This window comes from Thiothrix eikelboomii (genome assembly GCF_900167255.1).
GTDB classification, from domain to species: domain Bacteria; phylum Pseudomonadota; class Gammaproteobacteria; order Thiotrichales; family Thiotrichaceae; genus Thiolinea; species Thiolinea eikelboomii.
This window is the reverse complement of the sequence record NZ_FUYB01000007.1, coordinates 111,662-135,088: the sequence shown is the minus strand read 5'-3', so window position 1 is coordinate 135,088 and position 23,427 is coordinate 111,662. Positions and strand designations below refer to the sequence as shown.

General features: G+C 46.6%; 26 protein-coding genes and 1 pseudogene. 20 read left to right on the top strand and 7 right to left on the bottom strand.

What is annotated here, in order from left to right; genetic code table 11:
* Nucleotides 1-238 (bottom strand): IS1-like element transposase (locus B5D50_RS09690; RefSeq protein ID WP_143594316.1); only part of this gene is annotated, 238 nt, incomplete at its 3' end.
* A 57-nt stretch (nucleotides 239-295) separates the two neighbouring features.
* On the opposite strand from B5D50_RS09690, the gene B5D50_RS09685 reads away from it, so the two are divergent.
* Genes B5D50_RS09685 through B5D50_RS09665 form a run of 6 tightly spaced genes read left to right on the top strand, consistent with a single transcriptional unit; the run spans nucleotide 296 to nucleotide 3,626 of the window.
* A complete protein-coding gene (locus B5D50_RS09685; RefSeq protein ID WP_327193110.1) occupies nucleotides 296-715 on the top strand; it encodes a type IIL restriction-modification enzyme MmeI in 420 nt (139 codons plus the stop codon).
* Nucleotides 712-1,467: a type IIL restriction-modification enzyme MmeI gene (locus B5D50_RS09680; protein ID WP_078922401.1), complete on the top strand. Its 756-nt coding sequence runs from the start codon at nucleotides 712-714 to the stop codon at nucleotides 1,465-1,467. The genes B5D50_RS09685 and B5D50_RS09680 overlap by 4 nt, the downstream gene beginning before the upstream one ends.
* Before the next feature lie 39 nt (nucleotides 1,468-1,506).
* Nucleotides 1,507-1,851, top strand: coding sequence for a hypothetical protein (locus tag B5D50_RS20325; protein WP_159448609.1), 345 nt, complete (start codon nucleotides 1,507-1,509; stop codon nucleotides 1,849-1,851).
* A complete protein-coding gene (locus tag B5D50_RS09675) occupies nucleotides 1,814-2,443 on the top strand; it encodes a nucleotidyl transferase AbiEii/AbiGii toxin family protein (protein WP_159448608.1) in 630 nt (209 codons plus the stop codon). The genes B5D50_RS20325 and B5D50_RS09675 overlap by 38 nt, the downstream gene beginning before the upstream one ends.
* Nucleotides 2,444-2,446: 3 nt before the next feature.
* Nucleotides 2,447-2,701 carry a DEAD/DEAH box helicase family protein gene (locus B5D50_RS09670; protein WP_200807073.1) on the top strand — a complete coding sequence of 85 codons (255 nt, stop codon included), beginning with the start codon at nucleotides 2,447-2,449 and terminating at the stop codon, nucleotides 2,699-2,701.
* On the top strand, nucleotides 2,658-3,626 hold the full coding sequence (locus tag B5D50_RS09665) for a GIY-YIG nuclease family protein (protein ID WP_200807072.1): 969 nt from the start codon (nucleotides 2,658-2,660) through the stop codon (nucleotides 3,624-3,626). Before B5D50_RS09670 ends, B5D50_RS09665 begins: the two co-directional genes overlap by 44 nt.
* A gap of 63 nt (nucleotides 3,627-3,689) precedes the next feature.
* On the opposite strand, the gene B5D50_RS09660 is transcribed toward B5D50_RS09665, so the two are convergent.
* The gene (locus tag B5D50_RS09660) at nucleotides 3,690-4,907 is read right to left on the bottom strand and encodes a M24 family metallopeptidase (protein WP_078922399.1); all 1,218 of its coding nucleotides are present in this window, start codon (nucleotides 4,905-4,907) and stop codon (nucleotides 3,690-3,692) included.
* A 196-nt stretch (nucleotides 4,908-5,103) separates the two neighbouring features.
* Here B5D50_RS09660 and B5D50_RS09655 point away from each other — a divergent pair, with 196 nt between their 5' ends.
* The 11 genes and pseudogenes from B5D50_RS09655 (at nucleotide 5,104) to B5D50_RS09605 (ending at nucleotide 16,606) form a co-directional block, all read left to right on the top strand.
* The gene (locus tag B5D50_RS09655) at nucleotides 5,104-5,895 is read left to right on the top strand and encodes a biotin--[acetyl-CoA-carboxylase] ligase (RefSeq protein ID WP_078922398.1); all 792 of its coding nucleotides are present in this window, start codon (nucleotides 5,104-5,106) and stop codon (nucleotides 5,893-5,895) included.
* On the top strand, nucleotides 5,892-6,662 hold the full coding sequence (locus B5D50_RS09650; protein ID WP_159448607.1) for a type III pantothenate kinase: 771 nt from the start codon (nucleotides 5,892-5,894) through the stop codon (nucleotides 6,660-6,662). The genes B5D50_RS09655 and B5D50_RS09650 overlap by 4 nt, the downstream gene beginning before the upstream one ends.
* Nucleotides 6,650-7,306: a hypothetical protein gene (locus tag B5D50_RS09645; protein WP_078922396.1), complete on the top strand. Its 657-nt coding sequence runs from the start codon at nucleotides 6,650-6,652 to the stop codon at nucleotides 7,304-7,306. The genes B5D50_RS09650 and B5D50_RS09645 overlap by 13 nt, the downstream gene beginning before the upstream one ends.
* Before the next feature lie 27 nt (nucleotides 7,307-7,333).
* Complete coding sequence (locus B5D50_RS09640) at nucleotides 7,334-9,304, top strand: acetoacetate--CoA ligase (protein ID WP_078922395.1); 1,971 nt, start codon at nucleotides 7,334-7,336, stop codon at nucleotides 9,302-9,304.
* A gap of 212 nt (nucleotides 9,305-9,516) precedes the next feature.
* Nucleotides 9,517-9,702 (top strand): annotated as a pseudogene (locus B5D50_RS09635) (IS1 family transposase); the annotation flags it as partial.
* A gap of 280 nt (nucleotides 9,703-9,982) precedes the next feature.
* A complete protein-coding gene (locus B5D50_RS09630) occupies nucleotides 9,983-10,702 on the top strand; it encodes a hypothetical protein (RefSeq protein ID WP_078922393.1) in 720 nt (239 codons plus the stop codon).
* A gap of 65 nt (nucleotides 10,703-10,767) precedes the next feature.
* Nucleotides 10,768-12,111 (top strand): lytic murein transglycosylase B, encoded by a 1,344-nt coding sequence (gene mltB, locus B5D50_RS09625; RefSeq protein WP_143594315.1) that lies wholly within the window; start codon nucleotides 10,768-10,770, stop codon nucleotides 12,109-12,111.
* Nucleotides 12,112-12,343: 232 nt separating this feature from the next.
* A complete protein-coding gene (locus B5D50_RS09620; protein WP_078922392.1) occupies nucleotides 12,344-13,636 on the top strand; it encodes a DUF1800 domain-containing protein in 1,293 nt (430 codons plus the stop codon).
* Nucleotides 13,637-13,711: 75 nt separating this feature from the next.
* Nucleotides 13,712-14,914, top strand: a complete 1,203-nt coding sequence (locus tag B5D50_RS09615; RefSeq protein WP_078922391.1) for a DUF1501 domain-containing protein — start codon at nucleotides 13,712-13,714, stop codon at nucleotides 14,912-14,914.
* 55 nt (nucleotides 14,915-14,969) lie between these two features.
* On the top strand, nucleotides 14,970-15,875 hold the full coding sequence (locus tag B5D50_RS09610) for a recombination-associated protein RdgC (protein WP_078922390.1): 906 nt from the start codon (nucleotides 14,970-14,972) through the stop codon (nucleotides 15,873-15,875).
* Nucleotides 15,876-16,084: 209 nt separating this feature from the next.
* The gene (locus B5D50_RS09605) at nucleotides 16,085-16,606 is read left to right on the top strand and encodes a GNAT family N-acetyltransferase (protein ID WP_078922389.1); all 522 of its coding nucleotides are present in this window, start codon (nucleotides 16,085-16,087) and stop codon (nucleotides 16,604-16,606) included.
* On the opposite strand, the gene B5D50_RS09600 is transcribed toward B5D50_RS09605, so the two are convergent.
* The 4 genes from B5D50_RS09600 to trpD all read right to left on the bottom strand — a co-directional run bounded on the left by B5D50_RS09600 (nucleotide 16,607) and on the right by trpD (nucleotide 19,687).
* The gene (locus B5D50_RS09600) at nucleotides 16,607-16,861 is read right to left on the bottom strand and encodes a DUF1127 domain-containing protein (RefSeq protein WP_078922388.1); all 255 of its coding nucleotides are present in this window, start codon (nucleotides 16,859-16,861) and stop codon (nucleotides 16,607-16,609) included. It abuts the gene before it with no gap.
* 143 nt (nucleotides 16,862-17,004) lie between these two features.
* The gene (gene lgt / locus B5D50_RS09595; protein ID WP_078922387.1) at nucleotides 17,005-17,802 is read right to left on the bottom strand and encodes a prolipoprotein diacylglyceryl transferase; all 798 of its coding nucleotides are present in this window, start codon (nucleotides 17,800-17,802) and stop codon (nucleotides 17,005-17,007) included.
* A 40-nt stretch (nucleotides 17,803-17,842) separates the two neighbouring features.
* Nucleotides 17,843-18,646: an indole-3-glycerol phosphate synthase TrpC gene (gene trpC / locus B5D50_RS09590; protein ID WP_078922386.1), complete on the bottom strand. Its 804-nt coding sequence runs from the start codon at nucleotides 18,644-18,646 to the stop codon at nucleotides 17,843-17,845.
* A gap of 12 nt (nucleotides 18,647-18,658) precedes the next feature.
* The gene (gene trpD, locus B5D50_RS09585; RefSeq protein WP_078922385.1) at nucleotides 18,659-19,687 is read right to left on the bottom strand and encodes an anthranilate phosphoribosyltransferase; all 1,029 of its coding nucleotides are present in this window, start codon (nucleotides 19,685-19,687) and stop codon (nucleotides 18,659-18,661) included.
* Nucleotides 19,688-20,153: 466 nt separating this feature from the next.
* Between trpD and B5D50_RS09580 the strand changes: the two genes are divergently transcribed.
* The 3 genes from B5D50_RS09580 to B5D50_RS09570 are packed head-to-tail and all read left to right on the top strand — an operon-like array spanning nucleotide 20,154 to nucleotide 22,850.
* On the top strand, nucleotides 20,154-21,047 hold the full coding sequence (locus B5D50_RS09580) for a DEAD/DEAH box helicase (RefSeq protein WP_078922384.1): 894 nt from the start codon (nucleotides 20,154-20,156) through the stop codon (nucleotides 21,045-21,047).
* A complete protein-coding gene (locus B5D50_RS09575; protein WP_234975845.1) occupies nucleotides 21,031-22,098 on the top strand; it encodes a PDDEXK nuclease domain-containing protein in 1,068 nt (355 codons plus the stop codon). The genes B5D50_RS09580 and B5D50_RS09575 overlap by 17 nt, the downstream gene beginning before the upstream one ends.
* Complete coding sequence (locus tag B5D50_RS09570; RefSeq protein WP_078922382.1) at nucleotides 22,095-22,850, top strand: HNH endonuclease; 756 nt, start codon at nucleotides 22,095-22,097, stop codon at nucleotides 22,848-22,850. The genes B5D50_RS09575 and B5D50_RS09570 overlap by 4 nt, the downstream gene beginning before the upstream one ends.
* A 69-nt stretch (nucleotides 22,851-22,919) precedes the next feature.
* Here the strand turns inward: B5D50_RS09570 and ssb are convergent, their stop codons facing one another.
* Complete coding sequence (gene ssb / locus B5D50_RS09565; RefSeq protein ID WP_078922381.1) at nucleotides 22,920-23,420, bottom strand: single-stranded DNA-binding protein; 501 nt, start codon at nucleotides 23,418-23,420, stop codon at nucleotides 22,920-22,922.
* Nucleotides 23,421-23,427 lie beyond the last annotated feature (7 nt).

Sequence of the window (23,427 nt, the reverse complement as noted above, 5' to 3'; positions counted from 1 at the left end):
GCACCACGGTCGTCGGGCTGATCTTCAACACCCGACCCGTATCACGTACCCCTGAGCCATTCATCGCCATGTCAATGATCCGCTCCGCTACACCAGGGCGATTCGCTTCATAACGGTAGTTCAACTGAAAACAGTGATGACACCCTCGGCAGCGATAACGCGCCTCTCCACTGGCGGCCTTACCATGTCGATACACCGCACTGGAACACTTCGGACATAACACTTCTATCGTTGCCATGATTCACTACTCTACGCCAATCAACTGCAGTAGTTTAAACTCTATTCAACCTCTTGAATACATGACCTTCTGATTATTACCGATTTAAAACACCTTTTAGCAGTTGATACTAAAACACAAGATACGCTAGATATTGTGCTGGCAGATTTGCCTAAGTATTTTGATTTTTTCCTACCGTGGGCAGGTATGGAAAAAACGCAGTTCCAAAGTGAAAACCCTGCAGATGTAAAAGCAGCAGAGCGCATGGGGCGGCTGTATGACAGTGGCTTATCAAAAAAAAGCAATTCAAAGAAAATTATTTACAGTAATGGTGTTAAGAAAAATGTAGAATCAATCACACCATATATTACATCAGGATACTCAGTAGCAATTTTCAAAAGAAACCACCCGTTATCAAATTTCCCATTGATCTCGCTTGGAGATATGCCTAAGGATGGAGGGAATTTGATTTTATCAACTGATGAAAAAATAAGATGATTTCTAATGATGCACGTTCAGATAAATTCATAAAAAGATACATCGGCTCTAGTGAATTTATTCGAGGTGAAGAGCGATGGTGTTTATGGATAAAAAACGATGAAGTGGATGATGCACTAAAAATACCAAGTATAAAAAATAGAATAGATGCTGTTAAATCAATGCGATTAGATAGCAAGAAAGTGGATACTAGAAAATTTGCAATTAAACCTTATCGTTTTGTCGAAGTAAGGCATCAAGATACGAACTCAATTATTATTCCACGTGTTTCTTCAGAAAGAAGATATTATATTCCAATCGGTTTTCTTGATGAAAAAAATATTATTAACGATCTGGCTTATGCGGTTTATGATCCGCCGACGTGGATATTTGCGGTGATTTCGTCGCGGATGCACATGACTTGGGTGCGAGCCGTAGCTGGACGTTTAAAAACAGATTATCGTTATTCGGCAACGCTTTGTTATAACACGTTTCCGTTTCCTGATATTTCGGCAAAGCAAAAAGAGAAGCTGGAAGATCACGTCTTCCGCGTCTTGGATGAACGCGAAAAACACCCCGAAAAGACAATGGCACAACTCTACGACCCCGACAAAATGCCCGCAGCCCTCCGCCAAGCCCACCACGACATGGACATCGCTATCGAGCAATGCTACCGCACCAAACCCTTCACCAACGACGAAGAGCGGTTGGAATATTTGTTTAAGCTGTATGAAGAGATGATAGCGGCGGAAAGCAAAAGTGGTAAAAAGTGATTATAATGAAAGACATCCACCAATATGACGGAGACGCAGATGTTATCTGAATTTGGATTACGGTGTATATTTTTTAAGCGAATTCGTGACAAAGGATTGTTCTGGAGCTACGCCCCAGATATTACCTATGATGAAAGCAAAGACAATCTATTGTGCGAAACCGTTCTGAAATACGGGGACATTGATGAAATCCGCGTCATATTAGAAATGTACGGTGAAAGCAAGGTACGTGAAGTCTGGGAGCGTGATGTAAAGTCAGATGCCCGTTTCAAACGCCTTAATTACTTCATTGCCCGCGTATTCTTCCATCTGGATGTTGAAGCCAGCGATTTTGAGAACCTGCAACATGAACGACTCGCTAAATTTAGACTACTTGCTGGTTAAGACTAAAACGGTTTTACTGGAGCTAATCAAGACTGCCCCCTTCCTACAGAACTACGTGCTAGTGGGTGGTTCTGCGTTAGCCTTGCACCTGTGCCATCGGCAAAGCAAAGATTTAGATTTTTTCACCTACGCCGATAGCTTCCAAAAACAAGACATTTTGCACTACCTCAAGCATTTCAAACACACCGAAGTGCTGAACGACAATACCGATCAACTGGATTTGCTGATTGACGGCGTAAAAGTCACTTTTTTCAACGCTCAGTGGGCATTCCTGCGTCCTAGTACGGTCGGTACACTCAATGTAGCATCGCTGGAAGCCATTGCTGCCATGAAAACTAATACCTTATTTTTGCGGGCAAAATACCGTGATTACTATGACCTTTACTGTTTGGTCAAACACGGCATGAGTATTAAGGGTATTTTTACGGCGGCACAAGGCGTGGTTGATGGCATCAGCTACAAACTGTTGTGTATTGCGTTGCTGTATATTGACGACATTGAAGACGACAATATCGCTTACCTGCAACCCAAAGAAGTGGTTAGTAAGCAGCAAATCCGTGCTTTTTTTGAGAAAAATATCCAAGGCGAGTGAAGAATGCCCAATCTTGTTGATGTTACCTACGCCCAAACGGGTCAAAGCACCGCGATTGACCGTATGGGAATGCGTGAAATGCAAGCCAAGGCATTTCTGGCGCGTGATGCCCAATACCTGTTGCTGAAAGCCCCACCAGCCTCCGGTAAATCCCGTGCCTTGATGTTTTTGGCACTGGATAAACTGTTTAACCAAGGCATGAAAAAGGTGATTGTTGCCGTGCCTGAGCGTTCCAACGGTAGAAGATGTACTAGATGATCCGTTAGGTTTGCTAGGCAATGCATCAGCAGAGCAAGCGAGTGCTGATAGTATTTTGCAGCTTCGCCATGTCAGTGTGACATCACGTGCCAGTAGCGAGTATGTTGCTAAACGTAAACCGTGTGATCCGGCTGAATTTATGACTTATGAAGCAGAGTTCGAGCAGGTACAGCGTGAGTTAGCGATTGGCAAGCGCAAACTTCTGCCATTTACGGACAAGGGTGATCAGTTAGTAGATGGAGCTTATTATGTGCTCGATGGTGTTTTACTTAAAATGGTGAAAGTACATTTCACTTCAGAAGAAAAAACGATCAATGGGCAGCGTTATCGTAAGGATGGTCGAACCTACTGTGTGTTTGAAAACGGTACAGAATCCAATATGCTTTACCGTTCTTTAGCGAAAGCTTTGTACAAGGATGGCTATATCGTCACTGATACAGAGTTAGAAACTCATGCCCGCTTTGCTGCTGGTTTTGCTGGAGTCAGCGAAACCGGAACTCAGACGGGTGTGATTTACGTGTTGCGTTCCTTGAGCAGCAATCCCGCTATTTTGGAACTGCCTTATTTGTACAAAATTGGTTTTTCTAGCCAAGCCATAGCTCAGCGCCTAAAAAATGCTGCACAAGAACCGACTTATTTAATGGCAGATGTCGAAGTGGTAGCAGAGTATCTGACTTACGATCTGAATCCGCAAAAATTGGAGTTGCTATTACACACCTTGTTTGCCGAAGCGTGCTTGAATCTGGATATATTTGATGGGGAAGGGCAGCGGCACAGTCCACGCGAATGGTTTGTTGTACCGATGAGCGTGATTGATCAGGCTATCCGTTTATTGATGACTGAGCAAATTGTGCATTATCAGTATGATCCAGCTCAACAGGCACTAATATTTCGTCATAAGGAACAAAGCGATCTTAAAACCTAATCGCTTTGCCGTTTACAATTCAGTAATGATTCTTGGGCAAAACTACTGTTATCCCCCCAAACCCTACCTCGCCCGAATAATATTCTTCTCCGGCCCATACGGGAAGCCCGTAATATTCTCTGCCCCATTCTCTGTCACCACTAAAATATCATGCTCCCGATAACCGCCCGCACCCGGCAGTCCTTCAGGGAGCATAATCATCGGTTCAATCGAGATTACCATATTCGGTTCTAAGACGGTTTCAATATCTTCACGCAGCTCAAGGCCTGCTTCACGCCCATAATAATGGCTGAGTACACCGAAGCTATGCCCATAACCAAAGGTGCGGTATTGCAGCAAGCCATAGCTTTCGTAGATTTTATTCAATTCCAGTGCAATATCGCAGCAACGCACGCCCGGCTTGACCAGTTTCAAACCTTCTTCATGCACATGTACATTCGCTTCCCATAGTTTCAACGAGGCTTGATCACAATCACCATAGAATAAAGTACGTTCTAACGCGGTGTAATAACCCGCAATCATCGAGAAGCAATTCAGAGAGAGAATATCACCGTGTTGCACTTGGCGACTGGTGACGGGGTTATGTGCGCCGTCAGTATTGATGCCCGATTGGAACCACGTCCAGGTGTCCATCAATTCCCCATGCGGATAGCGCTTAGCAATTTCGCGCACCATCGCTTGGGTAGCGGCCAAAGCGACTTCATGTTCACTGACCCCCTCATGGACTGCGGCGACTAAAGCAGCACCACCGATGTCACAAACTTGAGCGCCTTGTTTGATATGTGCGATTTCTTCAGCGGATTTGAGCATGCGTAAGCGCATCGCAGCGGCAGCAATATCAACGATTTGCGAGGTAGGTAGAGCCGCTTGTAGCTTGTTCAAACGTTCTAAAGTGATGTGATCATGCTCAACACCGACACGCTGACCGTCTTTGATTTCTTGTTGTACCGCACGGAAATAGTTATCACGTTGCCAATCGGTATAAACCAAATTGTAATCACCGACAGTACGTCGCCACGGTTGGCCACCATCAATATTGGCAGAGATACTCACCACTTTGTCTTGGGTCACGATTAAGCCATAAGGTCGACCAAACGAGCAGTACAAGAAATCAGAGTAATAATTAATATTATGAATCGAAGTAAACAGGATGGCATCGACTTGCAGTTCAGCCATTAGGGCGCGTAATTTGCTTTGGCGGCGTTGAAACTCCTCGATTGAGAAAGTGTGTTTAACTGCTTCGCCATTTTCAATCCGAATGACTTGAGGAAGATTCGCCATAGTGTACTCACTTCTGTTGATGGTATTAGGTGAATGAAATATTGCGCTATTTTGGTGCGTTTGCCAATCAGCATTCGCAGGGTCTGTCATTGAGTTTAGGCAAGGCATCTGTCCGTTGTGGACCGCGATTGAGCGATTAACTATACCTATGAGTTCATTTAGGCTAAGGTCATCTTTTTAGTTGCACAAGTTTGCTATGTCAGTACCCATGCCTTTAGATCAACAGCAAATTCTTAGTCAAATTCAGCCCGAGTTGCGAGCTGTTGTGCAGGAAATTCATATTTTCCCCAGTCTCGATTCGACCAATGCTTGGTTATTAGCGCAACCGAATCACTGTTTTGGTATTTGTCTGGCTGAGGAGCAAACCGCAGGGCGTGGACGGCGGGGACGGGTTTGGCAATCACCGAAGAGTGGTAATATTTATTTCTCTTTACGTTGGTGCTTTGAGCAAGTTCCCGCTCATTATGCTTGCTTAGGTCTAGTGGTCGGAGTGGCTGTCGCGGAGGCTTTAGCTGAGTATGGTCTTGAGGGGCAGATGCTCAAATGGCCGAATGATATTTATTATCAGGGGCAGAAATTAGGGGGGATTTTGCTGCAAACCGCCCAGCCTTTACAGCAAGTCGTGATCGGCATTGGCTTAAATACCGGCATGTCGCTGGAGGCAGGAGCAAGCATTGATCAGACTTGGTGCGATCTGTCGGAAATTATGCAGCAGAGCATTGACCGCAACCGCCTAATCGCGGCTATACTCAGGCAATTAATCCCCGCTTTACAAGCATTCCCACAGTTTAATCTGCCTAATTTTAAGCAACAGTGGCAGCGCTGGGATTGGCTTGATCAGCAGCCAGTACAGGTTGATACAGGTCGCGAACGGTGGCAAGGGATAGCTTGTGGATTAGATGAGCAAGGGCAATTGCAGGTGGCACTGGCGGATGGTAGCCGCAGAGCCTTTTCTTCAGCAGAGGTATCGGTGAGACAGCTTTCGTGACAACGCTTCTGATAGATGCAGGTAATTCCCGCCTTAAATGGGCCAGTTTTTCCAAGGGGCAACGCAGCCCACAGCAGGCTTGGCCTTACGGTGAGCATCTTCCACAAACGGGGGTTTTGCTGCATTTACAAACCTTATTAGCACAGCAAAGCGTCGAGCGCATTATCTTAGTCCATGTATTGGGAGCAGCTTTTACTGAGGCGCTAGAGGCTTTCTGTGCACAGCAGGCGGTTGGTTTAAGTGTGGTGCAAGCACAGGCGGGTGTTTATGGGCTTGAACTGGCTTATCCTAACCCTGCGCAGTTTGGTGCGGATCGTTTTGTTGGTTTATTAGCAGTCCGTAAGCTCCTTGGGTCACAAGCAGCGATTCTGATTGATTGCGGTACAGCCGTCACGGTGGATGCCTTGCAAGCGGATGGCAAACATTTAGGTGGGGTGATTCTGCCGGGTTTACAGCTCCTCAGTGATGCTTTAATTCACCGTACTCAAGCCGCACATATGTCAGCGACACCTTTTGAACAGGCTAAGGTCTTTAATAACAATACGTTGCAGAGTATGGGAAGTGGTTGCTTATTGAGTTTAGTCGGGGCTTTAGAGGGCATCGGCACGCGCATGCAGGAACAAATGACTGAACCTGCCCAAATTTTGCTTTGTGGTGGGGATACTGAATTACTCACTAATCATTTACGCTTAGCGCATTTGGCTTATCCTGAGGCGTTAATGGAGGGCTTGGTATATGTTGCGGAGCAAGAGGCATGCAAGCTCTAGTTGTGCTGCTGATTATTTTAAATCTAGCGCTGTTCGCTTTAAATGGCTGGGGACCTAAGGATCTTCCAGAGCCTATTCCCTTAACTGAGCCGAATATTCCAAGTTTACAGCTGGCTAAAGATGTTGCTCCTGCTAGCTATAGCAGTGCGACTGATCAATCACCGAGTAGTTGCTACACCATCGGCCCTTATCTCAGCCAACGTGTTGCGGATGAGGTGTTCACTAAAGTACGCAATTATGGTTTAGCGGTCGCTTTGCGTACCTTACGTACCTTAGAAACTCTAAATTATTTGGTGTATATCCCGCCTTTACCTACTCGTGCTGAAGCCCAAGCGGTGGTGGAGGATATGCGGGGGTTTGAGGTGAAAGACCTGTTGGTGATTGATGCAGGTCCGTATGAAAATGCGATTTCTTTAGGCTTTTTTGAGGATCTGACCAAAGCCAAACGCCATGCTGAATATATCCGCTATTTGGGCTACGATGCGCGCTATACCGAGCAGAAAGCCCCACGTGAAGTACAATGGCTCGATTATGATGAGCCGTTTGGGAGTAATACGCCGGTTAAGTTATGGAGTGAGGCGCTTGACCCTAATTCGCGCTTACAAGTGATTCCCCGCGCTTGCAAAGCTAAGCTAGCAGGCTAAGTTGGATAAGTTGAGGAGGATAATACAATGGAGCAAACAACCGCTTTATGGTCACCTAGCCCTGAGCGCATGGAGCGCGCATTAATAGATGATTTTATCCAGTTTGCGGAAGACCGGAGTGGGCATAATCTAAAAAATTACCCAGATCTCTATCAATGGTCGATTGATCAGCACGAAATGTTTTGGTCAGCCGTTTGGGATTTCTCCAAAGTGATTGGCGAGAAGGGTTCACGTATTTTAGTCAATGGCGATGATATTGAGCAGGCTCAGTGGTTTCCCGATGCACAATTAAACTTTGCAGAAAATCTCTTACGTGAGCCGGCCACCGGTGTAGCCACTATCGTGATTGAGTTTAAAGCCGAAGATCAAATTCGTTCACGGATGAGTTATGCGCAACTGTATGAGCAAGTCTCACGAGTAGCGAATTGGCTCAAGCAAATGGGGGTGGTCAAAGGTGATCGGGTGGCAGGCTATTTGCCTAATATGCCTGAAACGATTGTCGCGATGTTGGCGACTGCGAGCTTAGGCGGGATTTGGACTTCGACCTCACCGGATTTTGGTGAGGATAGTGTGATTGAGCGCTTCGGCCAAACGGCACCGAAAGTATTATTCGCGACGGATGGCTATTTCTATAATGGTAAGCGTATTGATATTCGTGCCAAAGTTGCAGCAGTACAGCAGGCCTTACCGAGCTTAGTGCAAACCGTTATCCTGCCTTTTGTTGGTTTCAACCCTACATTGCCTAGGGTGGCGGATGGCTCTTTTATCGCTTGGCAAGAGGTCTTGGCAACGCCAGCCTCTGAGCAAATTAACTTTGTTCCCTGTAGTTTCAATGATCCACTGTATGTTTTGTACTCCTCAGGGACGACAGGCAAGCCTAAATGCATTACTCATAAAGTGGGTGGCGTGCTCTTACAACATTTGAAAGAGCAACAACTGCATAGTGATCTACACCCCGGTGATCGGCTATTTTATTTCACAACCTGTGGCTGGATGATGTGGAACTGGCTGGTGAGCGGTTTAGCCTCAAATGCAAGTTTAGTGCTTTATGAGGGTTCGCCTTTCTATCCAAATGGCAATGTGCTCTGGGATTATGCGCAAGAGGTCGGGGTGAGCTTGTTTGGAACTTCGGCTAAGTATTTGGAGGCACTCCATAAAGCAGGGCTAGAGCCGATTAAAACTCATGATTTATCGGCGCTACGTACCCTATGTTCCACCGGTTCAGTGCTTGCACCGGAGAGCTTTGATTATGTGTATCGTTCGATTAAGCAGGATGTGTGTTTATCCTCGATTTCGGGCGGGACCGATATTGTCTCTTGTTTTGTACTCGGCTGCCCCATTTTGCCCGTGTATCGTGGGGAAAGTCAGTGTCGAGGTTTAGGCATGGCGGTTGAGGTCTTTAATGAGGAGGGTCAGTCAGTGGTGGGGGAAAAGGGTGAATTAGTCTGCACGAAAACCTTCCCGAGTCAGCCGGCTTTTTTCTGGGGGGATGAAACAGGGCAGAAATATCATGAGGCCTATTTTGCGCGCTTTCCCAATATTTGGCATCACGGTGATTATGTTGAACTGACTGAGCACGGTGGGGTGATTATTTTTGGGCGTTCCGATGCGACCTTGAATCCGGGTGGGGTAAGGATTGGCACTGCGGAGATTTATCGCCATGTCGAACAGTTGGATGAAGTCCTCGAGAGCATCGCCATTGGCCAAGACTGGGAACATGATGTCCGTGTCGTATTGTTTATCGTCCTGCGTGAAGGCTACAGCTTAGACGAAGCTTTAAAAAAGAAAATCCGTGACACGATTCGCAGCAACTGCACCCCCCGTCATGTACCTGCAAAAATTATTCAAGTCGCGGCTATTCCGCGTACTAAATCCGGCAAGATTGTGGAGTTAGCCGTGCGTGAGGTCGTGCATCATCGGCCCGTGAAAAATACGCATGCGTTGGCGAATCCTGAGGCCTTAGATTTATATCGGGATTTGGCGGAATTGCAGGTTTAAAGGACATATTGACGAGAATTTGGGCAGGATATTTTTTCAAACGGCCTGCTCTAGGTTTAAGTAATCGTGGTTAGGATGCAGCAGATGGATAATACCTAAGCAATGCCTGTTTATATTTCAGAGCAAGATTATTTGGTGGGCGAAAAGCTTAATGCAGAACGCCATGAGTATGTCGATGGGCAAGTCTATTTAATGGCTGGCGCAATGACCGCCTATTGCCAGAAGACCAGCACTTGGTTAGCAAGCGGTTCACTCAAAGCATTGAGCGACAGAACCTCAACTTCCGTACCCGTATCAAATGCCTACAACGCAAGACCCTCTGCTTCTCTAAGTCGATTGAGATGCATGACAAGGTGATTGGGGAATTTATCAACCGAGTGTTCTTTCAACTTATCTAAATCACGACCGTCTATCCCTTGGTGAGGATGGGCGAATGTCTTGAATAATGATCTGATAAAAGTTTGCTGAAATGCTAGGGGTTGAGGCATTTAGTCATTTCTTATTCAGGGAAACTAGCCTATTGTTGACGACATCGGTAAGCTCGACAGTGATAGCGATATAAGGTTGAGCTATCCACAGTTGAGTATTCTTTGCGGGCTATTGTAGTGATAAGGAAATCGCTTATGTTGTTCTTACCTCTGCTATCCTGTCAGCAGGACATTATTGAGGTATTCCATCATGTATAAATATTGGTTAGGTTTAATCCTATTCAGCAGTAGCTCTTGGTTATTCGCGCAGGGCAATTATGTTTTTCCACCCAACTCGACGCCCACTGCACCTGCCGCTAGCCAAAGCTTGCCAACTCAAGTATTACCCAGTCAACCCAGTCAACCCAGTCAAGCACTCGCTAACTCGGGTTATCAGCCAACTACAGCTTATCCTTATCCAGCTTATCCCTATGCAGCTTATCCGAATATGGGGATGCAGCCTTATTATCCGATGCAAGCTTTGACTCAGGCACCACAAATGCCTCAAGCACAAACTTGGCCTTATCCTTATGCTGCTTATCCGAATACAATGGGTAGACCTCCGGCTAATTTAGGTATGCCCGCACCTAATGCTGTGCAAACGCCAGCGCCTAGTTATGCTTATACCAGTCCGTATAACCCGAATCAGCCTGCCCGCCCCGGCCCTAAGCCAGCTCCTGCGCCTGAAGTAAAGAAAGAAACTAAACCTTGGGGCGATACGCGCTATATTTGGCCTGATTTTTACACGGAACAGACTTCGGATGCTTGGGATAAGATGATTAATGCCCCCCACGAGTTAGGCTATATGCCCGGCGGTTGGCGCTTTCCCTCTTTTAGCTCACCGGATCCGGTGACGGTAGGGGATGCTGTTGCCAATCAAGTACCGCCGATTGTGGAGGAAGTACCTAATTTTATGAATTTTACTAACTAAAAGCACCGAGTACTCCACAGAAGAGTACCCGCTGATAATCAATTAAATTAACCAAGGAGTAAGGGATGAAAGCAGGTCGGTTATGGTTAGGTGGCGTGATGCTGACCAGTTGTTTCGGTGTTTTAAGTGGCTGTACGGCGACTCCACAAAAAACAGAAGTGAGTACAACTGTGGACACAAAAAAATTAGCGCAACCCGCCACCGAACCGCAAATTGTGGTCGCTGCGCCGGTTCGGCCTATCACTCGACCTGCTAGCCAGCCGCGAAAAGTATCTGCTGCTCAACAGCGCTTGGCACAGCTACGCCTGTTACGTCAGCAAGAGTGGGAGCGTCAGCAAGCCGCAAAACAGCAACAAGCTAGTGCTGCACCTAAGCCAGTTCGGCAAGCACGTCCGGTTCAACAGCAAGCACAAGCACCGAGTTCGGTTAGCTATGGTGGCAAAGGCGTGGGGCATTATTATGCGGCTTCCTTAACAGGGGATTTTGCGGGTGATCCCCGTTTATTATCCTTTATAGAGCAGATGGCCAGTCGTGGCTTTAATCGCAATTATCTGTTTGGCGTGTTTTCACAAGTCCGTAATCGGGATGAGGTCGCCCGTCTTTGGGCTAGCCCAGCCTCTGCGAGTAGCCCCGGCGGCTGGTATAATTATCGCTCTAAATTTGTAACTCCTGCGAATATTCAAAAAGGGACGCAATTCTGGCAGCAGTATGCTGGACATTTACAGCGTGCTCACCAGCAATATGGCGTTGACCCAGCCTATATCGTCGGCATTATGGGCGTAGAAACTCGTTGGGGGCGTATTTTAGGTAAGCACCGGGTGATTGATGCCTTGACGACTTCTGCTTTAACCAATCAACGGCGCAGTGATTTTTTCTTTGAAGAATTAGCCAATTATATGTTGATGACTCGTTCTGAGCGTATGGATCCTTTAGCACCCAAAGGTTCTTATGCGGGTGCGATGGGCTATGGACAGTTTATGCCAAGTAGCTTCCGTAGCTATGCCGTCGATTTTGATGGAGATGGCATTAAGGATTTATGGAATCCAGTGGATGCTATCGGCAGTATTGCCAATTACTTTGCAGAGCATGGCTGGCGGTCGGGTCAAGAAGTCGCTGTCCCCGCTGAAGTTGCTTCGAGTGATTATGCCAATGTACCGGATGGCTTTAAGGTTAAATATTCTCCGGGGCAGTTGGCACAAATAGGGGTAGCACCCAAAAGTGGTCGCTGGAGCAATACGGCTAGAACTCACTTGGTCGCTTTATCGACGGTCCCTGGTGGCTATAAAGAGCCTTGGATTGGTTACCATAATTTTTACGTGATTACCCGCTATAATCACAGTAATTATTATGCAATGGCTGTGCACCAACTCGCACATGCTGTTAAGAATAAGGTCGGTGGTGGAAACTAAACATCATCCGTTAGTCGTTAAAACTAACAAGCTTATACGGTTTTATTTAGACTTGAAGTCGTATAGATGATCGTAAACAGCTTGATTTTTATACATTTTTTAAAAAAACGGGCTTAAATAAGTTTTTCGACTGTATTTTGCACAGAATGTTTGATATTTAGACAGTTTTGTGCGAAAGAATAGTGTTATTCTTAGCAGGCTTAATTTCTACTGTTGCTGATGATGGTTGCCTATGAACATACTCACATTCAGTGAAGCTCGTCATCTTGTGTCCCGTACCGGGCTAGGTGTAGAGTGGGAGAGCGTGAAAAACTTGGAGGGGTTAACACGGGAAAAGGCGGTTGAAATCGTCTTAAATCCTGCACCTGCGCCAGTTAGACCCGCGCCTGCTTTGACACCGTGGCACAAGTTAGAGCCGATGCGTGATGATAGCGCCCAAGGTCGTAAAGATGCTTGGTCGATTGCACAAAATGAGGGAAAACGTTTACAAGGTTGGTGGATAGAGCAAATGCTCTTGACTTCATCGCCTTTTATCGAGCGCATGACTTTGTTTTGGCATAATTATTTTCCTTCCTCTATTCAAAAGACTTTACAGCCAAGTCTATTACATAAGCAAAATCTGATGTTACGTCAGCATGCTTTAGGTAATTTTCGTCATTTACTCAAAGCGGTCGCTCGTGATCCTGCGATGCTGGTGTATTTAGACGGTTATGAGAATGTAAAGGGTCGCCCGAACGAAAACTTTGCGCGTGAATTATTAGAGTTATTTACCGTTGGTACGAGCGAATATGGACAAGCGGATGTAAAAGCCGTCGCCAAGGTGTTTACTGGTTGGGGGATTAGTCCGGGGCAAAGTGAATTTGCTTATAGTGCCGGGCAGCATGACCCTAGCCCAGTCACTATTTTAGGACGTACTCGGGCTTTTAGCGGTGATGAGGTGATTGATCTTTTGATTGAGCACCCACGAACTGCTGAGCGCTTAGTCGAGCGTGTTTGGCAAAATTTTGTCAGTGGCAAGCGCCCAGATAAAGCGACTGTACAATCTTGGGCTGCACAATTTCGCCGTGCAGACTTTGATATTAAAGCATTATTACGAGTCGTTTTTAATAGCCCCCAATTTTGGGATGCGACTAATCGTGGTAGTTTGGTCAAATCACCGGTGGAACTCTTAGTTGGCACAGTCCGCATGGCCAATTACCCACGGGAAAGTACCGGAGAAATGGTTAATTTGTGCCGCTTAATGGGGCAGCAATTGTTTGACCCACCCAATGTACGTGGTTGGCTTGGAGGTGAAAATTGGATTAGTACGCAGACTTTGTTGGTTCGAGCTTCTTATTTATCTAAAGTATCAAGAGGCAATTTGAATCGTCGAGTCGACACCGGTTTACGTTTACCACCCAAAGATCAACAAGAGATGGTCAATTGGATGTTAGCTGTGCCGCCGGTGAATAAGTTACCAGAGATTCCCGGGAGTCGAAGGTTGGCCAATGCCTTGATGCTGGATCCAGCGTTCCAAGTATCATGAAAATAGGTAGGTGCTTGTGTCCAATAAAAAAATAATAAGTGGACACCATTGTAACATCAGGATTTGAGGGGTTTTATGAATAGACGTGGTTTTTTGAAGTTAGCAGGTGTTTTACCTGCAGCTGGATTGTTGCCTGATTTAGCTTGGGCAGCAGAACCTAAAACAAAAAATAAAACTGAAGCCAGCAAAAAAATTGTCACCAGTTCTAAGCGTCAGAAAGCAGTGGTTTTAATTAAGTTGGCTGGGGGTAATGATGGGTTAAATACTCTGGTTCCACAACGGGATTATTCACTGTATGCAAAAAATCGCTCAGCTACACTGATTCCTAAACATAAACTCAATGAGTTTCCACTGGATAATGGCATGTCGGTGAATCCCTATATGACCAGCCTGCGTCGTTGGTGGGAACAGGGAGATTTAGCTTGGATTCAAGGGGTGGGCTATCCGCACGGTGTGCTGTCACATTTCCGCTCAAGTGATATTTGGGAAACCGCCACCAGTGCTTTTGAGCATTCTGAAATCGGCTGGCTCACTCAAGTGTTGCCTCAGTATAAACAGGGTTTACATGGTGTTGTCTTAGGTGAGGGTCTGCTCGGGCCAATGGCCGGTAAGGACTGCCATACGATAGCAATGCAAAGCCCACAGGTATTTTTAAGCCAAGTAGGTTTGGTCGAGGATATTCAACCCATTAATCATGGTAGTGCTGCTTTAAAGCATGTCGTGAATATTCAACATCAATTGCATAATGCCGGTCAGCAGCTGAAAGAGAAATTAGCCAGCCCAGTACGCTTACCCGGGTTTTCTACCAGTGTACTCGGACGTAAATTAGAGTCAGTGGCTCAAATGATTTTGAGCAATGTTGATACCGCCGTGTATAAACTTGAGCACAGTGGCTATGATACCCATGCTAACCAACTGAATGTGCACAATAATCTCTTATTTGAATTAGCAGCTGCTTTAAATTCATTCGGTGATGCGATGAAACAACATGGGCGCTGGGATGATGTGTTAGTGATCACTTATTCTGAGTTCGGGCGTCGTGTACAGGAAAACCGTGGAGGTGGCACTGATCATGGGACGGCTTCTGTGCAGTTAGTAATGGGTGGGCGGGTTTCTGGTGGACGTGTCTACGGAGAAAATCCGCGTCTGAACGATTTGGATGGTGATGGTAATTTACATATGACCACGGATTTCCGAGCTGTTTATGGTACTTTGGCGACACGCTGGTTTGGTGTCAATAATCCTTGGTCACAGTTCGGTTCAGTAGGGTTTGTTTGAGTTAGCACTTTCCTGCATAATCGCCGCCTTGATAGCGGCGTGAGTGCAAACAGACATGTGGTTCAAAAATCTCTATCTCTACAAATTACAGCAAGCTTTTCCCTTAACGGCAGAAGCTTTGCATGAAGCATTAGCGGCACGGCCTTTTATCGGCTGTCTTAAAGATCAACGTGAAACCAGTGGTTGGGTTGCTCCTTTGGGTAAACCGTCTGAGTCTTTGGTGCATGCGGCCAATGGATATATTTGGATGACGGTAGCGCATCAGGAGCGTCTGTTGCCCTCTTCTGTGGTCAAAGAAGAGTTAGATGAGCGCGTCAGTGAGCTGCAAGAGCGAGAAAACCGCAAGCTTAGTAGCCGTGAAAAGAAAGATCTGCGTGAGCAGATTGAGTTTGAATTACTCCCGCAAGCGTTTACTCGTACTCGCCAACTGGATGCTTGGATTGATCCGCATGAGCATTGGTTAGTGATCAATACCTCATCTGCCAGCCAAGCAGAGCGTTTAACCGCTCTATTGCGTAAATGTATAGATAGTTTGCCGTTGGCTGCTCCAGAAACCAGCAATAGCCCCACCTTTTTAATGACACATTGGCTCACTGAAGGCGTGTTGCCGCCTAAGTTCGAACTAGGGGAAGAGTGCGAATTGCGCAGCCAAGGGGATGAGCAGAGTGTAGCCGTGTTTAAAAAGCACGAATTATTAACCGATGAAGTAAAATCTAATCTGGCTACTGGCAAATTGGTGTCTAAATTAATGTTAACTTGGGATCAGCGGATTAGCTTTGTTTTAACAGATAATTTACAAATCAGGCGGTTAAAGTTTTTAGATGTGTTTGATGAGCAGTTGAATGAGCAAGACCCTCAATCTCATGCTGAGCGCAAAGATATTGAGTTTACTTTAATGACCGGCGAAGTCTCACGTCTGCTCGCGGATTTAATGGCTTGTTTCAATCCGCCACAAGCTTAAGGTATTGAGGCGGTGGAACTGACAGAGAATGACCCTCCAACGTCTATTCTGGTAGGAAGCCTCCTCCACCTTCACGTTCTGGCTTGAAGGCCATCCTCTGTCAATTCATGTATGAATTCATGCCAAGAGTTTAGTACATGTTAGCTGAGTTGCATGACAATTTTGTTTAATATGTGCGCATTTCACGGCCTTTTATCGGATTAGTGCCTATGCCCGAATTAATTCATTGTACCTATGAGCAGCATGCAGCCACGATTCTCGCCATCTTTAACCATACGATCATTCATTCCACCGCTTTGTATGATTATCAGCCTCGAAGTTTAGCCTTTATGCAAGCATGGTTTGCCACAAAAACGGCTGAAGGTTGGCCGGTGATAGGTTTAGAGCAAGAGGGACAGTTATTAGCCTTTGCCAGCTATGCTCGCTTTCGCCCTTATCCGGCTTATAAGTACAGCGTCGAGCATTCGATTTATGTAGACCCTAAGCAACGTGGGCAAGGTTTAGGGAAGCACTTATTGCGCGCTTTAATTCAAACAGCAGAGGGGCAGAATTATCATTTAATGATTGGTGGCATTGATGCACAGAACGCAGCCAGTATCGCCCTGCATGAGAGCCTAGGCTTTGTTTATGCAGGGACGATTCAACAAGCGGGCTTTAAATTTGGACGTTGGCTAGATTTAGCCTTTTACCAATTGACCCTCAAGACACCTAGGCAGCCCGTAGATGGCTAATTAAGCCGCTGCGATAGTTTTTGAGCTAAACTCAGCTTGATTGGCCGCAGTCTGGCTGGCTTGAGACGCTGGCGCCAACGCTATACTCTCAATCGTCCAAGGTAAACCGGCCTGCCCTTGCGCAATCTTATGGCGAGATAAACCTAAGGAGAGTAATTGGGAATCGCTCATGCGTTGCAATTCGGCCGCTGCGCGAGCATAGCCAAACACTTCAAAACTATTATAGATTTTTTCAATTAATGACTTAATGTTCATGATTTTTTTAACTCTCTGATTCTGTGGTCGTTATTGATTTGTGCTATGCAGCAAATATGGGCCAACTACAGATCATGAGCAAGCGACGATTTATTGCCCTAGCGGTTACTAAAGCTAACTAAAGCTAACAATTGGCTTAAAAATTATTTTCCTAAGTTCTGCCGAGCAGCATGATAAGCCCACCCAATCAAACCTAAACCCGCTAAAATCATCGGGATGCTCAGGAGTTGCCCTTGAGTCAGCCAATCAAATGCCACATACTTTAATTGAATATCAGGCTCACGGAAAAACTCAGTAAAGAAGCGGAATGAACCGTATAAAGTGAGGAATAAGCCGGCAACTGCCCCAGTAGGACGCGGTTTGAGGGTAAATAGCCAAAGCACGACGAAGAGTACGAAACCTTCAAAAAAGGCTTGATAAAGCTGTGACGGGTGACGGGGTAAAGAGTCTACTTGCGGAAAAACCATCCCCCAAGGCAGATCGGTGGGTCGTCCCCATAATTCACCATTAATGAAGTTGCCAATTCGCCCTGCACCTAAGCCAATCGGAATCAGAGGGGCTACAAAATCAGCAAGACTCAAAACACTAATTTTCCATTTACGGGCCAGAGCAAACATAACCACGGTGACACCGATTAGGCCACCATGAAAACTCATGCCTCCATCCCAGACTTGGAAGAAAGAAAGCGGGTCGCTGAGTAGGGATTTGAAATTATAAAAAAGCATGTAGCCGATGCGCCCACCGAGTACAACCCCAATGGCTCCCCAAAACATCATGTCATCGACTTGCTCGGGTTTGAATAAGCTACCGGGCTTGCGGGCGCGATATTTGCCAATGATTAAAAAGCCCAAAAAACCAATGACATACATTAAGCCATACCAATGGATTTTCAGTGGACCTAGGCTTAGAGCGACAGGATCAAATTGTGGGTGCGTTAACATGCTAGCAGCCTTGAGTTATTGTCTAGTAAAGCGGTTAGTGTTAAACCGAGTGAAAAAATAAATGCGCCAATTCAGCGCCCGGATCAGCTGCTCGCATAAAAGCCTCACCCACCAAAAAAGCATTGACTTGATGATCACGCATCAATTTTACGTCCGCTGGCGTATGAATACCGCTTTCGGTCACGAGTAAACTATGGCTAGGTACATCTATTAATAAATCTAAGGTCGTTTGTAAAGAGGTGGCGAAGCTACGCAGATTGCGATTATTGATTCCAATCAAGGGCGGATTTAAGGGGAGGGTACGCATTAACTCAGCATGATCATGTACCTCAATCAAGACATCCATGCCTAAATCGGTCGCGAGGGCATATAAACTATGCAACTGCTGATCAGTTAAGGCCGCAACAATTAAGAGAATACAATCCGCTCCAATCGCACGGGCTTCATAGATCTGGTAAGGATCAATGATAAAATCTTTACGAATAACCGGTAGGCTACAGGCCGCCCGGGCTGCTTTTAAATAAGCCTCATGCCCTTGAAAATAGTGAGCATCGGTCAAGACTGATAAACAGGCTGCTCCGGCTTGTGCATAGCTTTGGGCAATCGCCGGTGGGTCAAAATCGGCTCGAATGACGCCTTTACTGGGGGAAGCTTTTTTGATTTCAGCAATCACAGCAGGCTGCTTGGCTTGAATTTTAATTTGCATGGCGTGCAAAAAGCCCCGTACTGGCTCAGCACTTGCAGCGTATTCTTTAAGTTGAGCCAGCGTAAGTTGTGCAGAGCGCTCTTGAATTTCTTGCTGCTTAGTTTGGAGGATGGTTTGCAAAATATCGGCTTGACTCATGCGGTACTTCCTCTATGAAGCGGGTTGAAATTGTTGGCTGAAATGAGCGAGCTGCTGTAAACGAGCTAAAGCACTACCATCTGCCATCACCGCTTGAGCTTGTTTTACTCCGTCGGCATGACTCGTTGCTAAACCAGCGACATAAATGGCGGCCCCCGCATTCAGAGCCACAATATCACTGGCTGCACTTGGCTGATTGCTTAAAGCGTGCCGAATCATCGCTAAGCTATCTGCTGAGGTTGGCACTTTTAATTCATCTAAACAGGCGGTTCGCAACCCCAAATCTTCAGGATTTAGAATATATTCACGCACCACACCCTCTTTCATTTCTGCCACATAAGTAGGGGCAGCAATGCTAATTTCATCCAAGCCATCTGCTGAATGCACAACTAACACATGGCGACTACCGAGTTTTTGCAGGACTTCAGCAATCGGACGCACCCAAGCCTTCGCAAAGACCCCTAAGACTTGATTGGGTGCTCCCGCCGGATTAGTGAGTGGACCGAGTAAATTAAAGACTGTGCGAATACCCAGTTCACGCCGTGGGCCAATCGCATGTTTCATGGCATTATGATGCTTTTGGGCAAATAAAAAGCCGACCCCGAGTTCATTAATGCAACGGGCGACTTGATCGGCGGTTAATTCTAAATTGATGCCTGCGGTTTCCAATACATCCGCACTACCAGATTTACTGGAGACTGAGCGATTACCGTGCTTAGCCACTCGTGCACCAGCGGCGGCGGCCACAAACGCACTGGCAGTAGAGATATTAAAAGTCCCGGAAGAGTCGCCCCCAGTGCCACAGGTATCGACTAAATACTCGTGATTAATCGCTACGGGAGTGGCTAATTCGCGCATCACACTGGCCGCAGCGGTAATTTCTTCGACGGTTTCGCCGCGCATTCTCAAACCTAGCAAAAAAGCACCCACTTGGGCAGGCGTGGCTTGACCCGTCATAATGATACGCATAGCTTCAGTCATTTCTGTGTGACTAAGCAGCTGATGGTCGCTAATTTTGCGGATATATTGTTGGAAATCCATATCATCCTCTACGGCTAGGGCTGAGCCTAAAACTACCCATACTTAAGTGATTAGGGGGTGAGTGTACCCAGATAAGCCTAGAATATCTATCAACTCACAACAGTGGGCGATGTTTAATTGCAAAGACGGTGTGATGTTTACTCAGACTATTTGGTTCGTCGATATAGCTCAAATTTTAAAGTTACCAAGATTAAGATTCAAATGGTTGGGATAAGCTTATCCCACTGAATTTCGAACTTAAGCTGATTTTTGAAGTTAAGTTAGCATCAGTTGATTGAGACTTTATGCTACTTACTATGAATTAAAAAAGTTGTACAGTTTACACCGCTATGTACTCCAATTTTAGCATTGGTAACTACTCCTTACGATGTAGTATATAGTTTCTAGTCGCACTTCACAGTGACAGTTTCTGTGAAGCCGCTGATTATTCTTTTAAAGAAACTTGCCTCCAAGAGGATTTTATCTAATGCTGGATGTTTTTGATTTACGTGATGATTTAGTAAGTGGCTACAGTCTTTTCTCGCGTAGTTTCACCAGAATAGCAGCTTCAGATATTAAGGATAGGATTGACGGCGAGTATCAGAAGGGTCGTTACTGGCCTGAACCCCTGATCCAGATCAACCCCAATTACAAGCGTGTAGATAGTGTCCAGAACTTGGTTAAGCAGGGACTGTTACACCCAGTCTGTGCAGACATCTTTCAAGTAGGCAAAACGGATGGAAAGCCTGCCCCCCTTCACTTGTACACACACCAGCTTGAGGCGATCACTGCCGCCAAAGAAGACAAAAGCTATGTGGTAACGACAGGGACGGGTTCAGGCAAGTCATTGTCGTTCTTCATTCCCATCGTGGATCAGATACTGAGATCAAAGGAAAAAGACCCGACACCACGGACGCGGGCTATCGTCATTTACCCGATGAATGCCTTGGCAAACAGCCAGTTGGAAGAACTTAACAAGTTCCTGCATGGCTATGCGGCGGACAAAAAGCCTTTTACTGTAGAGCGTTATACTGGGCAAGATGAAACCGCAGAGCGGGAACGCATCGCCAGTAACCCGCCTGATATATTACTGACCAACTTCATGATGCTGGAACTGATCCTGACCCGTTACGAATCAAGGGATCGTCGGGTAGTGGAACATTGTCATGGTCTGGAGTTTCTGGTGCTGGATGAACTGCACACCTACCGTGGTCGTCAGGGAGCCGATGTCGCCATGTTGGTGAGAAGGCTCAGGCAGAGGTTGGAAGCAGATTTTTACCAACAGCTCGCTCACAAAGGATACTTGGAAAATGGACGAAAAAAAACACCCAATACAAACGGAAGCAACCCTCGAGACCGACTTGATGGCGCGTATCCGTGACATTTGGGAAGCCTCACGCCAACAAGCCATCCGTTCCGTCAACTCGGCTCATGTGTGCGCCAACTGGCTAATCGGCAAGCAGATTGTCGAAGCCGAACAAGGCGGCGAACAGCGGGCAACCTATGGCAAAGCCCTGTTGAAATCCCTCTCCCAACAACTGACAGACGAATACGGTAGCGGGTTTTCGGTGAGTGCCTTGCAATACATGCGGGCATTTTTTCTCGCATACCCCACTCTCATGGAGATTCAACACGCAGCGCGTGTTATTTCTGTGGGAGTCACCACACCCGCTCAGGAATCGGATTGGCAACCGGGAAAACTCCACACCGGGCTGTCATGGACGCACTACCGCATCTTACTGAAAATTGAGCGACAAGAAGCCCGCCAGTTTTACGAAATTGAAACCATCCGTAACGGCTGGTCGGCACGCCAACTGGAGCGTCAAATCAGCTCCCTACTGTTCGACCGCTTACTCAAAAGCCGTGACAAGGAAGGGGTCATGCAACTGGCGAATCAGGGTTTGCTAGTCACCCGTCCACTCGATGTAATCAAAGACCCGTATGTGCTGGAATTTCTCGACTTGCCCGAAGCCCACCAATGGCAGGAAAGCCAACTGGAGCAAGCCCTGTTGTCACAATTGCAGGATTTCTTGCTGGAACTCGGCAGCGGTTTTGCCTTCGTCGGGCGGCAAGTACGCCTAACGCTAGATGGCGACCATTTCTATCCTGATATGGTGTTTTACCACGTCAAACTGAAATGCTACGTCGTTATTGACCTCAAACTAGGCAAGTTAAATCATGCAGACTTAGGGCAGATGCAGCTCTATGTGAATTATTACGACCACGACATTGCCAATGCCGATGACAATCCCACGATTGGCTTGATTCTGTGCAGTGAGAAAAATGATGCCGTGGTGCGCTATGTATTGGGCAATCACAACCAGCAAATCTTCGCCAGCCGCTACCAACTGCACTTGCCGACCGAAGAACAATTGCAGCAAGAATTACAGCGTGAGCTGGATAAACTGACGTTGCCCAAGTTTGACGCATGAACATCCTCGAACGCACCCGCATCGAAAAAACCGCCTTGGAACACGGCTGGGAAAACATCATCACCAGTGACGACATGGCAGTGCTGGCGGGGTCTGCCAGACATCATGCTCAGGCAACGATTACCCGTCCAACCAGTCGTGAATGGCACGTCACATTCAATAAACCACTGCTGACTAAAGAAGTGGCACGTGATTATCCGCTGACAGATGCCATCACCTTCAGTGTCAGCGCGTCTGACCAATTAGCAGGGCTGCTACGCCGAGCGGCTGAACTTGCCTCTGCCCTACCCAATCAAGCCGCCGAGACCTTCCATGCCCGCTTTCAGCGTGAGCTGGCAAAAGTTAAGGACACTGGCACTGAAGTCGAGCGTTTGGTCAAGCAGCGGGTGGCGCAGGATACCTTCCGTGAAGCCCTGCTGGATTATTGGGGTGGAGCTTGCGCCGTGACAGGTATTGCCATCCCGGAAATGCTGCGCGCCAGCCACGCCAAGCCTTGGTCTGAGTGTGAATCCGATGAAGAACGGCTGGATGTGTTCAACGGTTTCCTGCTATCAGCCAATCTGGATGCACTGTTTGATCGTGGGCTAATTAGCTTTGATACCAATGGAAAAATATTGATTAGTCACAAGATTTCAATACAGCAACAACAACGGATCGGATTGATGGATCAAATGGTGTTGCGTTGGATTACGCCAGAACATGCTTCCTTTCTCATTTGGCATCGAAATAATTTTCGCTTGAACGGTGGTTAATGCAATAAAAAAGCCCCTTTTCCTCAGGGGCTTAGTGTATTGATTTTACTGACTAGACTTAAATGATAGCTAAAACGGAATATCATCATCAAAGTCTTCAAAATCATTCCGTCCCGATGCTGGCGCTGAATGAGTGCTAGACGGTGGTGCTGCGGGGCGAGCTCCGCTGAAATTACCTGAGCCACTAGTTGTGGGTGGTGGTGCATTAAATTCCCCTGTACTCCCAGCTTCAGAGCGCCCACCTAGCATTTGCATTTGATCCGCAATGATTTCAGTGGTGTAACGGTCTTGACCATCTTGACCTTGCCATTTACGAGTTTGCAAGCGGCCTTCGATATAGACTTGTTGGCCTTTACGCAGGTATTGACCCGCAATTTCGGCTAAGCGGTTGAAAAAAACGACTCGATGCCATTCGGTACGATCCTGCTTTTCACCGGAGGTCTTATCAGTCCACTGCTCACTGGTGGCAATACTGACATTGGTGATTGCGCCACCACTAGGCATGTATTTGGTTTCTGGGTCGCGCCCTAAAGTACCGACCAAAATAACCTTATTAATTCCGCGTGCCATATTCGAT

Coding starts and splice junctions, on each gene's coding strand:
- B5D50_RS09605 (WP_078922389.1), top strand. CDS start 16,085: ATGCCCGAATTAATTCATTGTACCTATGAGCAGCATGCAGCCACGATT.
- B5D50_RS09645 (WP_078922396.1), top strand. CDS start 6,650: ATGCAAGCTCTAGTTGTGCTGCTGATTATTTTAAATCTAGCGCTGTTC.
- mltB (WP_143594315.1), top strand. CDS start 10,768: ATGAAAGCAGGTCGGTTATGGTTAGGTGGCGTGATGCTGACCAGTTGT.
- B5D50_RS09675 (WP_159448608.1), top strand. CDS start 1,814: ATGAACGACTCGCTAAATTTAGACTACTTGCTGGTTAAGACTAAAACG.
- B5D50_RS09570 (WP_078922382.1), top strand. CDS start 22,095: ATGAACATCCTCGAACGCACCCGCATCGAAAAAACCGCCTTGGAACAC.
- B5D50_RS09575 (WP_234975845.1), top strand. CDS start 21,031: ATGGCGCGTATCCGTGACATTTGGGAAGCCTCACGCCAACAAGCCATC.
- B5D50_RS09655 (WP_078922398.1), top strand. CDS start 5,104: ATGTCAGTACCCATGCCTTTAGATCAACAGCAAATTCTTAGTCAAATT.
- trpC (WP_078922386.1), bottom strand. CDS start 18,646: ATGAGTCAAGCCGATATTTTGCAAACCATCCTCCAAACTAAGCAGCAA.
- lgt (WP_078922387.1), bottom strand. CDS start 17,802: ATGTTAACGCACCCACAATTTGATCCTGTCGCTCTAAGCCTAGGTCCA.
- B5D50_RS09670 (WP_200807073.1), top strand. CDS start 2,447: ATGCCCAATCTTGTTGATGTTACCTACGCCCAAACGGGTCAAAGCACC.
- B5D50_RS09615 (WP_078922391.1), top strand. CDS start 13,712: ATGAATAGACGTGGTTTTTTGAAGTTAGCAGGTGTTTTACCTGCAGCT.
- B5D50_RS09640 (WP_078922395.1), top strand. CDS start 7,334: ATGGAGCAAACAACCGCTTTATGGTCACCTAGCCCTGAGCGCATGGAG.
- B5D50_RS09620 (WP_078922392.1), top strand. CDS start 12,344: ATGAACATACTCACATTCAGTGAAGCTCGTCATCTTGTGTCCCGTACC.
- B5D50_RS09680 (WP_078922401.1), top strand. CDS start 712: ATGATTTCTAATGATGCACGTTCAGATAAATTCATAAAAAGATACATC.
- trpD (WP_078922385.1), bottom strand. CDS start 19,687: ATGGATTTCCAACAATATATCCGCAAAATTAGCGACCATCAGCTGCTT.
- B5D50_RS09600 (WP_078922388.1), bottom strand. CDS start 16,861: ATGAACATTAAGTCATTAATTGAAAAAATCTATAATAGTTTTGAAGTG.
- B5D50_RS09610 (WP_078922390.1), top strand. CDS start 14,970: ATGTGGTTCAAAAATCTCTATCTCTACAAATTACAGCAAGCTTTTCCC.
- ssb (WP_078922381.1), bottom strand. CDS start 23,420: ATGGCACGCGGAATTAATAAGGTTATTTTGGTCGGTACTTTAGGGCGC.
- B5D50_RS09580 (WP_078922384.1), top strand. CDS start 20,154: ATGCTGGATGTTTTTGATTTACGTGATGATTTAGTAAGTGGCTACAGT.
- B5D50_RS20325 (WP_159448609.1), top strand. CDS start 1,507: ATGTTATCTGAATTTGGATTACGGTGTATATTTTTTAAGCGAATTCGT.
- B5D50_RS09630 (WP_078922393.1), top strand. CDS start 9,983: ATGTATAAATATTGGTTAGGTTTAATCCTATTCAGCAGTAGCTCTTGG.
- B5D50_RS09660 (WP_078922399.1), bottom strand. CDS start 4,907: ATGGCGAATCTTCCTCAAGTCATTCGGATTGAAAATGGCGAAGCAGTT.